This window comes from uncultured Senegalimassilia sp., from assembly GCF_934632265.1.
Lineage (GTDB): Bacteria > Actinomycetota > Coriobacteriia > Coriobacteriales > Eggerthellaceae > Senegalimassilia.
The window spans coordinates 1-10853 of record NZ_CAKTYH010000068.1 but is presented as its reverse complement, the minus strand read 5'-3'; the positions used below and the strand labels follow the sequence as shown (position 1 = coordinate 10853).

The 10853-nt window shown below is 62.9% G+C and carries 10 protein-coding genes and 1 riboswitch; of the genes, 1 reads left to right on the top strand and 9 read right to left on the bottom strand.

Translation table 11 applies throughout. The features are described from left to right. Positions 1–44 precede the first annotated feature (44 nt). A complete protein-coding gene (locus Q0H50_RS06155) occupies positions 45–1634 on the bottom strand; it encodes a sodium/proline symporter (protein ID WP_294420554.1) in 1590 nt (529 codons plus the stop codon). Between the two features lie 210 nt (positions 1635–1844). On the opposite strand from Q0H50_RS06155, the gene Q0H50_RS06150 reads away from it, so the two are divergent. Continuing rightward, complete coding sequence (locus tag Q0H50_RS06150; RefSeq protein ID WP_294420552.1) at positions 1845–3134, top strand: aminotransferase class I/II-fold pyridoxal phosphate-dependent enzyme; 1290 nt, start codon at positions 1845–1847, stop codon at positions 3132–3134. A gap of 259 nt (positions 3135–3393) precedes the next feature. On the opposite strand, the gene Q0H50_RS06145 is transcribed toward Q0H50_RS06150, so the two are convergent. The 8 genes from Q0H50_RS06145 to Q0H50_RS06110 form a co-directional block, all read right to left on the bottom strand. Further along, positions 3394–4101 (bottom strand): thiamine phosphate synthase, encoded by a 708-nt coding sequence (locus Q0H50_RS06145; RefSeq protein WP_294420550.1) that lies wholly within the window; start codon positions 4099–4101, stop codon positions 3394–3396. A gap of 1 nt (position 4102) precedes the next feature. Continuing rightward, a complete protein-coding gene (locus Q0H50_RS06140) occupies positions 4103–4432 on the bottom strand; it encodes a thiamine-binding protein (protein WP_294420548.1) in 330 nt (109 codons plus the stop codon). Between the two features lie 4 nt (positions 4433–4436). Continuing rightward, complete coding sequence (gene thiM / locus Q0H50_RS06135) at positions 4437–5276, bottom strand: hydroxyethylthiazole kinase (RefSeq protein ID WP_294420546.1); 840 nt, start codon at positions 5274–5276, stop codon at positions 4437–4439. 56 nt (positions 5277–5332) lie between these two features. Continuing rightward, positions 5333–5441: riboswitch (TPP riboswitch) on the bottom strand. A gap of 237 nt (positions 5442–5678) precedes the next feature. Next, positions 5679–6911: an MFS transporter gene (locus Q0H50_RS06130; RefSeq protein ID WP_294420543.1), complete on the bottom strand. Its 1233-nt coding sequence runs from the start codon at positions 6909–6911 to the stop codon at positions 5679–5681. Then, on the bottom strand, positions 6908–8182 hold the full coding sequence (locus Q0H50_RS06125) for a U32 family peptidase (protein WP_294420540.1): 1275 nt from the start codon (positions 8180–8182) through the stop codon (positions 6908–6910). The genes Q0H50_RS06130 and Q0H50_RS06125 overlap by 4 nt, the downstream gene beginning before the upstream one ends. A gap of 219 nt (positions 8183–8401) precedes the next feature. After that, positions 8402–9919, bottom strand: coding sequence for a cysteine--tRNA ligase (gene cysS / locus Q0H50_RS06120; RefSeq protein WP_294420536.1), 1518 nt, complete (start codon positions 9917–9919; stop codon positions 8402–8404). Positions 9920–10038: 119 nt separating this feature from the next. Next, entirely contained in the window at positions 10039–10536 is a 498-nt protein-coding gene (gene ispF, locus Q0H50_RS06115) for a 2-C-methyl-D-erythritol 2,4-cyclodiphosphate synthase (protein ID WP_294420534.1), read from the bottom strand. Positions 10537–10539: 3 nt separating this feature from the next. Continuing rightward, the coding region (locus Q0H50_RS06110) for a 2-C-methyl-D-erythritol 4-phosphate cytidylyltransferase (RefSeq protein ID WP_294420533.1) at positions 10540–10853 on the bottom strand (314 nt) is incomplete at its 5' end.

Below are 10853 nucleotides of genomic sequence, written 5' to 3'. Positions count from 1 at the left end.
AAGGCCCCTTCCCCGTTGAAACACCTATATATGTATGGCATTCGCTATGCGGCCGTGGGATTCACATCCTCATCCATACGCGCCTCGGTATAGTGGTCGAACTCGTCGTAAATCTCCTGCGAGGGCTCTGCCGTGAGCTTGGAGACCACGAAGATGCAGAGAAGCGAGATGATGAAGGCCGGCAGAAGCTCGTAGATGCCGAACACGCCGCCGAGCGGCTTGATGAGGTTATGCCAAAACACCACCGTGATCGCACCGCCGAGCATGCCTGCAAGCGCGCCGGGCAGATTCGTGCGACGCCAATACAGGCTGCACAGCACCAGCGGGCCGAACGATGCGCCAAGACCGGCCCATGCGTAGGAGACGACACGGAAGATGACGGAATTCTCGTCGAGGGCGATGAAGATGCCGATGAGCATGACCACTGCCAGCGTGATGCGGGAGACGATCATGACCTGGCGATCGGTAGCGTCGCGCTTGATGATGCCGCGGAAAATGTTCTCGGCAACCGATGAGCCGGTGATGAGCAGATACGACGAAGCGGAGGACATGGACGCCGCCAGGATGCCAGACACCACCACGCCGCACATGAAGGCGGGCAGGATCATCTGGGCGATGACGATGAAGATGTTCTCAGCAGCCGCATTGGTGCCGAAATAGGTGGGCAGCATGGCACGGCCGATGAAGCCGATGCACAAGGCGCACACCATGGAGATGACGACCCACACCACGGCGATGATGCGCGACTGGCGAACCTCTTCAGCCGAGCGAATGCCCAGGAAGCGAACGAGCACCTGCGGCATGCCGAAGTAGCCAAGGCCCCAAGCCAAGGTGGAGATGATGGTGAGGATGCCGAAATCGGTAGGCTCGCCGAACAGCGGCTGGTCACCCTGAACCGCCTGCAAGCCCGTATTCGCATCCATGATAGGCGTGGTGAGCTGGCCGCCGTTCAAGAAGCCGGGGATGTTCTGCAGGAAGGCCACCGTCACATCGACGCCGCCGACGGAGGCGATGGAACCGATGAGAACCACGGCAAGCGCGAAGAACATCAGGCAGCCCTGGATGAAGTCGGTTGCGACGACCGAAAGGTAGCCGCCCACCAGCGTATAAGCGAACACAACAACGGCGCCGAAGATCATCATTGCCGCATAATCGATGCCGAACAGCGTGTGGAACAGCTTGCCGCAGGTGACGAAGCAGCTGCCCGTGTACACGCAGAAGAACAGCAAGATGATGACGGCAGCCACCGTGGACAGGATGTTCTTCTTGTCATGGAAGCGATTGGAGAAGAAGGCCGGAATGGTGATGGCATGCACGCGCTCGGAGTACTGGCGCAGGCGCTTGGCCACGAACAGCCAGTTCAAATACGTGCCGATGGCAAGGCCGATGCAGGTCCACATGGCCTCGGAAGCGCCGAAGAAGTACGCAAGGCCGGGGATGCCCATAAGCAGGTAGCCCGACATATCGGACGCCTCGGCGGACAGCGCCGTGAACCACGGCCCCACCTTGCGACCGCCGATGAAGTACTCGTCGGTAGAGGAATTCGAGCGCTTGGCGTAGGAGAAGCCTACCGCCAGCACCACGACGAAGTAGATAACCATGGCCAAAACGACCAGCAAATCATTCGTTTCCATGTTCTGTGCCCGCCCCTTATGCCGTTTTCAAGCCCGCTCCCAGGCAAACCGCACGGCCCTCCAGCCGGCGACGCCGAAATCCGGGAAACGGACGCATTTAACGACCGGTCGATTGTTTACGTTGACGCTGGGATTATACTTGACTTCGCCTACCTCAGGTAGGTGTTTTCGATTGTTCTTACCCCGCAAACGGCGAAAGGATGCACCACGATGCCAGCTTACGCAGAGCTTGCCCAAGAAGCGTTGAGATCAACGCACGAAGCGCTCACCCGCGAATACGAGTCTTTTAAGGCAAAGGGGCTGGCTCTGAACATGGCGCGCGGCAAGCCCTCCCGCGCACAGCTTGATCTGAGCATGCCCATGCTCACCTGCATCGCCGATGTCGACGACTGCACGGCAGAGGACGGCACGGACTGCCGAAACTACGGCGTGCTCGACGGCATTCCCGAGGCGAAGCGCCTGATGGCCGCCATGCTCGACGACGACGCCGATCACGTGATGGTGTTCGGAAACTCCAGCCTGAACATCATGTACGACACCATGGCGCGCTGCTGGATGTTCGGCACGCTCGGCCATACGGCTTGGTGCAAGCTTGACGAGGTGAAATGGCTGTGCCCCTGCCCCGGATACGATAGGCACTTCGGCGTGACCGAGGCTTTCGGCATCAAGATGATCCCCGTTGTCATGAACGAGGACGGCCCGGATATGGACGAGGTGGAACGCCTGGTTGCCGAGGACGCCTCGATCAAGGGCATCTGGTGCGTGCCGAAGTACTCCAACCCCAGCGGCGCGACCTATTCCGACGAGGTGGTTCGCCATTTGGCCGCCATGCCTTGCGCGGCCGAGGACTTCCGCATCTTCTGGGATAACGCCTACGGCATCCATCACCTGTACGACGACGCAGCCGAGCAGGACCAGCTGCTCGATATCCGCCGCGCCTGCGGTGAGGCCGGAAACCCCGACCGTTGCTTCAAGTTCGCCTCTACCAGCAAGGTCACCTTCCCCGGTTCGGGCATTTCGGCCATGGCCGCGAGCAACGCCAACATCGCGGACATGAAGGGGCATATGAGCCCGCAGATCATCGGCCACGACAAGCTCAACCAGCTGCGTCACGTGAAGTTCCTGCACGACGGGAAGGGCCTGGCTGAGCACATGGCCAAGCACGCCGCCATCCTGCGTCCCAAGTTCGAGCTGGTGGGCCGCAAACTCTCTGAAGGCCTGAGCGATATCGGCGGCTGCACCTGGAGCAAGCCACGCGGCGGGTATTTCGTCTCCTTTGACGCCCCCGCCGGATGCGCGAAGCGGATCGTGGAGCTTGCCAAGAACGCCGGCGTCACCATGACGGGCGCGGGCGCTACCTGGCCTTACAAGCAGGACCCGGCCGACAGCAACATCCGCATCGCCCCCAGCTTGCCGCCCGTCGAGGAGCTGGACGCGGCGCTCGACGTGTTCGTTTGCTGCGTGAAGCTGGCATATGCGGAGAAGCTGCTGCAAGATTAGGCAGGATACGCCGACCAGATGCGCCATTCGAGCAAAGTAGGCACGGTGCTATAACGATGATGCGCCAGCTTGTTTTAGCCCGAATCGATACATGCCGCGAGCGAAAAGGCGTTGGCAGGCTTATCCTGCGAGCATTGATTACCACCTGCAAGCATGCTCGGCATCGAATCGCGTCTAGGGACTTTTCGCGACCGATACATATAAATAGGTAGGGCCCGCTCGGTTGAGCGGGCCCTTGCCATGTTTGCTTCCGTTTGCGTTAGCTAGCTTGCTTCGCTGCGCTCCATGCTTGCACGAGCTCTTGGGCAGCTGCGTGCGGGTCAGGCGCGGCGCACACCGCGGACACCACGAAGAAGCCGTCGACGCCGGTTTGGGCGACGGCGGGGATGTCGGCCACTTTCACTCCCCCGCCCACCACGATGGGAACCGGGCTTGCCTGGTGAAGCGCTGCCAGGTCTTCGAGGCTTTTCGTGATGATGGTGCCATCGGCCGCCAAGCCGCAGTCGGTTTTCGTGGGCGTCTCGTGCAGCGGCCCGACGCCCAGATAGTCGACCAGCGACATGTCGGCGGTTTTCACGTACTCGAGCATCTCATCGGCGCGGGCCGACAGGCCGACAACCGCATCGGGGCCGAGCAGGGCGCGGCACACTTCGACGGGGATATCGGTCTGGCCCACATGCACGCCGTCGACCTTGACACCCTGCTGACGGGCGGCATAGACCGCATCCAAACGGTCGTCGATGAGCAATGCCACTTGATCTTGCGCGCCGGCCTGCCGTACGACCTGGGACGCTTGGGCCGTGCAGGAGATAAGCTCGCGGGCAGAGCACTCCTTCGAGCGGATCTGCACGCAGGTGAACCCTGCCGCGATGGCCTGGGCGACCACGTCGGCAACGGGCCGGCCCAGGGTGTTTTCCGGACCCAGGACCAGATATGCGGAAATGTCCAGGTTGTCGCGCATGCTCATGCTATTCCTCCTTATCAGCAGCCCCGTCGACACCGTTCTCAAGGATGGCGTCGACGCTTCGAACCTTCTGCTCCATCATGTTCTCGAACCCGGGGCGAACATCGGCTTTCAGGATGACCTCGGTGCGGATGCCCTTCTGGGCCAAGACGAACGTGGCATCGCGAACCACGGCCATGACCTCGTCCCATTCGCCTTCGATTTCGGTGAACATCGAATAGGTTTTGTTGGGCAGGCCCGATTCGCGTATGACGCGAACCACCTCCGCCACCTCAGGTGCAAGCTCATCGCCCACGCCGAACGGGGCGATGGCCACGGCCACCAGCGTGTTCACGATGCTACGCCTCCTGGATCTCGATGGGGTTGCCGGCAACCGCCTCGGGGTTTGCGCGGAACAGCTCGTCGATGAAGGCCACCTTGAAGCTTGCCGGAGCATCGGCCGCAGCCGCAGCCGCGACGCCCGCCAGGTTGTAGTGGTTCACCGCGGCGACAGCGGCCGTGACCGGATCGGTGTGTGTGGCATACACCGCGAGCACGCCGCCCTGCGAGCAGCCGAAGCCGGTGACCTTGCCCATGAGCGCGCTGCCGCCATGGCTGATTACGACCGAATGCCCGTCGGTGACCAGGTCGGACTCGCCGGAGATGACGACGGCGCCTTCCGTATAGCGAGCCAGCGCGATAGCCGCCGCGCGAGCAGCCTCCACCGTGTCGGCAGTGTCGACGCCGCGAGCGCGGGAAAGATCATCGGCAGTGCCCTCAAGGCCCCACAGGCCGGCAAGCGCGATGATCTCGGAGGCGTTGCCGCGGATGATGGCGGGCTTGTGCTGCTTGAGCTCGGACAGCAGCTTGGTGCGCAGGCCGCCGATGCCGATGCCGACCGGATCGAGCACCCACGGCTTGCCGGCGGCCTGAGCCGCAGCGGCCGTGCGCGGGATGGTTTCCTCGTAAATGGGGAACAGCGTGCCCATGTTCAGATACACGGCGCCGCCTGCGGCGACCAACGTCTCGCCCTCATCGGGCAGATAGACCATGGCCGCCGAACCGCCGACGGCAAGCTGGGCGTTGGCCACGAAATCGATGGTGACGGTGTTGGTGATGGAGCCGGCCAAGGGGTTGTTGGCGCGCACGTCCGCCGCCGCCTTCGCGATGGATGCTTCAAGCTGGCTTTGTTCGATCATGTTCTCTCCTTTGCAACGAAAAACGAGGACGCTACCGTAGAAGATGGCGCCCTCGTCCGTGCACGAGAGATGCTCCCTACGCCAGCGTTACCTGGACAGGTTCAAAGGGTTAGGCTTGCGCCCTCTCAGCGCCGACGTTGCCGCCGGGCACCCCTGCATCGAATCTGTTGTGAACATAGTATACCGCCGCATGAGCCGCTTGCGCGTCAAACCGCCGAATGGGCAAAGGAATCGCACGAGCCGAGCGACCGGCTTAACCGCGCGCGACCCTTGCACGCTAAACCGCCGGGCGAGCGCGGCAAGACCGAACACGGCCGAAGCCTTCGCCTTACCGCACGCGCCCTTTGCGCGCTGAGCCGCCGAACGGACGCGACAAAGCGGAAAGCAGCGAAAACCTTCGCCTTACTGCGCGCGCCGCGGCTTGCGGGACAGGCGCAACGCCGCGATTTCAGCGGCAACGGCGCATGCGGTGAAGGCCGCGGAGATGAACGGCATGGCCAACAGCGGCATGCAGGTGATGAACATGCCCGCGGCGAACGAGCCGAGCGCGCTGCCAAGCTGCAGCGAGGAGTTCGACAAACTTACGGCGAACGCCGCCTCGTCCCCGGCGTTGAGCATGATGAACGAGTTCTGCGCCGGCAAGAATCCCCAGGATATGCCCGTCCATAGGCATGCCGCCGCCAGCGCCGCAGGCCAGGAACCCGTGACCAGCCCCAGCCCCACGAGCGTTGCCGCCTGAAGCGCCACGCAGCCGATGACCGCCGACGCCGAGCCGAAGCGGTCTGCCGCCCAGCCGCTTGCCTTCGAGCCGATCATGGACATCAACCCGAAGGCGAACAGGGAGCCGCTCACCCACTCCGGCTGGGGAAGCACGCTTTCCATGAACGGCGTGATGTAGGTGTTCATGGATGCATACCCTACGAACATGAGCACGGTGCAGGCCAACGGCAACACCACGCAAGGGTTGCGGAACACGCGCAGCGCATCGGCGCTGCGACGGCCCTGCCCGCCCGATGAGCTTGGCGCTTCGGGCACGCGCACGACGAGCACTATGACCGCGAACGCGATGCATGCCGCGACGACGAGCACCCAATACGCCTGCTGCCAGGTGATAACGTTGCGCAGCATGCGCGCAGCGGGAAGCGCAAAGACGAACGATGCGCTGAAACCGAGCGCCACGTTCGACATAGCCGAGGCTGCACGCGAAGGGCCGGCGATGCGGCTTGCGGCGATATAGGCGGTAGCCGCGAAGGTGCCGTTGCCCACGCCCATGACGGCACGGCCCGTCAAGATGACGGGATAGATGGGGGTGGCGGCGCAGACGGCCATGCCCACCGCCATAAGCGCCAGGCTGACCAGCAGCAACGTTTTCGGACCCCGCGAGGTGAGAGCCATAACCAGAAGCGGCGTGCCGATGGCGTTGCACACGCCATAGACGCCCATCATAAGGCTGACCTGGGAAAGGTCGATGCCGGCTATCTGCGCGACCTGGTCAGGCACGCCCAAGATGTACTGGTAGGCGCATCCGAACACGAAGCAGCTGAGCGCTAGCACCAAGATCATGAGGTTGCCGCGAGCACGGCTGGGCACCTCCGGCGCATTCGGCTTCGCGGATACTGCTTCGGAGCTGCTCATACCCTCACTTCCCGAGCACCTTGAGGGGCGCAATCCACGCGAATACGAAGCAGATCGCCCGGTTGCAGGGCGATATCGCTGGTGAACGCATAGGTTTCCATGGTGCGGTTCGCCACCGGCACCGGCTCGGGAGACGGGTTCGGGCGATCGTCGCTCGGCTGTACCAACCAGGTAAGGCCTTTCACGTTCGTCATTGCAATGGCCTTGCGCGGGGAAAGCGCCTCAAGCTCATCGCCCTCACGGAAGCGATTATGGCACGTGGCCTCGATACGCCACCTGCCCTCCCCTTCCGGGCTGCATGCGGTCACCGTGGCAGCGTGCAGGTAATCCTTGTCGTAGCCGTCGCGCTCCTGGCGCTGGCTCGGCTGGCCGAAATAGAAGCCGGTGCCATAGGGGCGATGCGAAATGGCGTGCAGGTCGGACATGACCGCAGACGGGTCGGCGCCGTCCATGACCGCCCGGTAGGCATGCACCACCGTTGCCACGTAAAACGCGCGCTTGTTGCGGCCTTCAATCTTGAACGAGCTGACGCCGGCTCGCGCCAGCTCATCGAGATGCTCGATCATGCATAGGTCGTGCGCGTTCATGACGTAGGTGCCGCGTACATCCTCCTCGATGGGGTAATAGGCGCCGGGGCGTTTCTCCTCCACCAGCGCATAGCTCCATCGGCACGGCTGCGCGCAGTAGCCTTTGTTGCCCGAGCGCCCCGTCATGGCCGCCGAAAGCATGCAGCGCCCTGAGAACGCCATGCACATGGCGCCATGCACGAACGCCTCGATCTCAAGGTCGCGCGGCGCCTGCGCGCGCAGCTCGGCGATATCCTCCACGCTCATCTCGCGCGCGACCACCACGCGCGATGCGCCCAGGTCATACCAGGTGCGCGCAGCTTCGGCGTTCATCACGGAGGCCTGCGTGCTCACATGCAGCTCCATATGCGGCGCATAGCGTTTCGCCAGGGAAAACGCACCCAGGTCGCTGACGATGAGCGCGTCGGCGCCCGAAGCGTCAAGGGCTTCGAGATACGGCGGCAAAGCGGCGATATCCTCCTGGTTCATGAGCGTGTTCACCGTCACGTACACCTTCACGCCCGCCGCGTGCGCGAAGGCAACGGCGGACGGGATATCGTCAAGCGTGAAGTTCTCGGCGCGTTGGCGCATGCCGAACCTGTCGGCTGCCAAATACACCGCATCCGCTCCGAAACGGACGGCAGCTTCCAGCTGGCTGCGGCCGCCCGCAGGCGCGAGAAGCTCTGTTGTTGAAAAATCAGTCATCGATAGCAATCTTCGTAGTAATCGGTCCAGCACAAACACGAAAGCCGCCGCGCGGCCTCGGACCCATCAAACCGGGCGCCGTACGGCGCCGGAACCCTTGGCTTGCACCAGGCGACATGCGCCCGGCGCAAGCCCAAGCCGGGCGCGGCCTTTCTGCCACGCCCGCAAGGTTCAGAATGGGAACGAAGCGGCGCAGCGGCCGGCAACGTCGGTTTTAGCCTACTTGCCCTCAGAGGGGTCGTAGCTGACGCGGGCACCCTGAGGGGTGTCCTCGATGGTGAAGCCCAGCCCCGTGAGGCCATCACGCACGGCATCGGCAACAGCCCAGTTCTTCTCGGCACGCGCGGTGGCGCGGGCATCGAGCAAGGCGTCGACGGCCTCATGGGCGTCGGAGCCTTCGTAACCAGCGACCTGCTTCGCCAGGTCGACGACCTCGGCCGGATACGCATCGCCCTGCGCGTCCTCCCAATCCTGAGGGGCAGCCTCCACGCCGAATACGCGCATGAGCGTGGTGATGGTCTCGCGCAGATCGCGCACGGCGGGAACATCGGAAAGCGAGAGCGTTTTGTCGGCGATCGTGGTGTTCGCGAAGCCGACCAGGTCGAACACCTCGCCCAGTGCGCGCGGGGCGTTGAAGTCGTCGTCCATTGCCAGGACGAACTCGACACGCGTGGTCTTCGCCTGCTTCAGGATGGCCTGCGTGTCAAGCGGGCTGGGCACATCCTGGGCGTTGCTCATCTGCCAATCAAGGTTGCGCACGGCGTTCTCGATACGGGAAAGCGCGGATTCGGCCTCGTCGAGGCGCTCGTCGGAGAAATCGAGCGGGCTGCGATAGTGCGTTTGCAGCATCAGGAAGCGAAGCACATCGGGGGACGTGGTCTTGAGGATGTCGCGCAGCAACAGGAAGTTGCCCAGCGACTTGCTCATCTTCTCGTGGTTGATCTGCAGCATGCCGCTGTGCATCCAGTGGTTGGCGAACGTGCAGCCGCATGCGGCCTCGGACTGGGCGCGCTCGTTCTCGTGGTGCGGGAACACCAGGTCGGCGCCGCCGCCGTGGATGTCGAAGGGCAGGCCCAGGTACTTGCGCGACATGGCCGAGCACTCGATGTGCCAGCCGGGACGGCCCTGGCCCCACGGGCTTTCCCATGAGGGCTCGCCGGGCTTGGCAGCCTTCCACAGCGCGAAATCAAGATGATCGCGCTTGCGGTCCTCCAGGCCCTGGCCGTCGGCGCGCAGCTCGCGATGGCCGCCTTCCATCTCGTCGATGTTGCGGCCCGAGAGCGCGCCGTAATCGGCGTAGCTGCGCACGCTGAAGTAGACGTCGCCTTCGACCTCGTATGCATGGCCGCCGTCGATAAGCTCCTGGATGAGCTGGATCATCTCGGGAATCTCCTCGGTGGCGCGCGGACGCACATCGGGGTCCTGCACGTTCATGGCGTGCATGTCGTCGAGAAAGGCCTGCGAGTACTCGGCAGCAACCTCAGCCGCGCTGCGGCCCTCTTCGTTGGCCTTCTTGATGATCTTGTCATCGACGTCGGTGATGTTGGAGACGAACTTCACCTCAAAGCCGCGCCAGGAAAGGTAACGGCGGATAACGTCGAAGCTGACGAAGGTGCGGGCATTGCCGATGTGGATGTAGTTGTACACGGTGGGACCGCACACGTACATGCCGATTTTACCAGGGGTAATAGGTTCCAGCTCAACTTTAGAACGCGTCTGCGGATTGTAAATTTTCATGATCATAGCCTTTCGGTTAGAAGGTTCGGGAGTAATGGAGCAGAAGGGGTCGGTCATTCAGGCCATATTCGCGAAGCTCGCCCGAGTTACTTTTGCGAAAGCCGCCCAGCGAACATCGCTTAGGCCTGCATACATCGACAAACCAAACAGCTGCACGTGGCAGAAATGCCTTCTTCGCGGCCTTCGAATCCCAAGCGTTCGGTCGTAGTTGCTTTCACGCCCACGTTTTCCACGGGAATGCCCATGGCGTGCGCTAAATTCGCGCGCATTTGATCGCGATACGGCGAAAGCTTTGGGCGTTGAGCTGCAATAACGCTGTCAACGTCAATTATTTCGAAGCCTTCGTCGCGCACTTTCTGCGCAACAGCGGCCAAAAGTTTCAGAGAATCCGCGCCTTCATAGGCGGGGTCGGTGTCGGGGAACAACTTGCCGATGTCTCCTCCGCGAATGCCACCCAAAAGCGCGTCGGCCACAGCATGCGCAAGGACGTCGGCGTCGGAGTGCCCGAGCAAGCCCCGCGTATGGGGAATGTCGACGCCGCCCATGATGAGCTTGCGCCCTTCCACGAGCTGATGGACATCGTATCCCTGGCCGATTCGGAGGTTCCTAGGGTCCATCGGTTACTCCTCCGGCTGCTTCAGATAGAGCGCGCGCACGGCCGCGGCGAGCATCATGTAGTCTTCGGGCACCGTGAGCTTGATGTTGTTGCGCTTGCCCTCGACCACGAGCACCTTGCCGCCCAACCGCTCGATAAGCGACGAGTCGTCGGTTCCCACAAAGCCGTCGGAAAGCGCGCTCGCGTGCGCGCGGCGGTAGATTCCCGTGCGGAAGACCTGCGGCGTTTGCGCATCCCAGAACACGCGACGGTCGGGCGTGCCCATGATGACGCCGTTTTCCACAATCTTCAACGTATCGACCGCGGGGTGGCCCACGA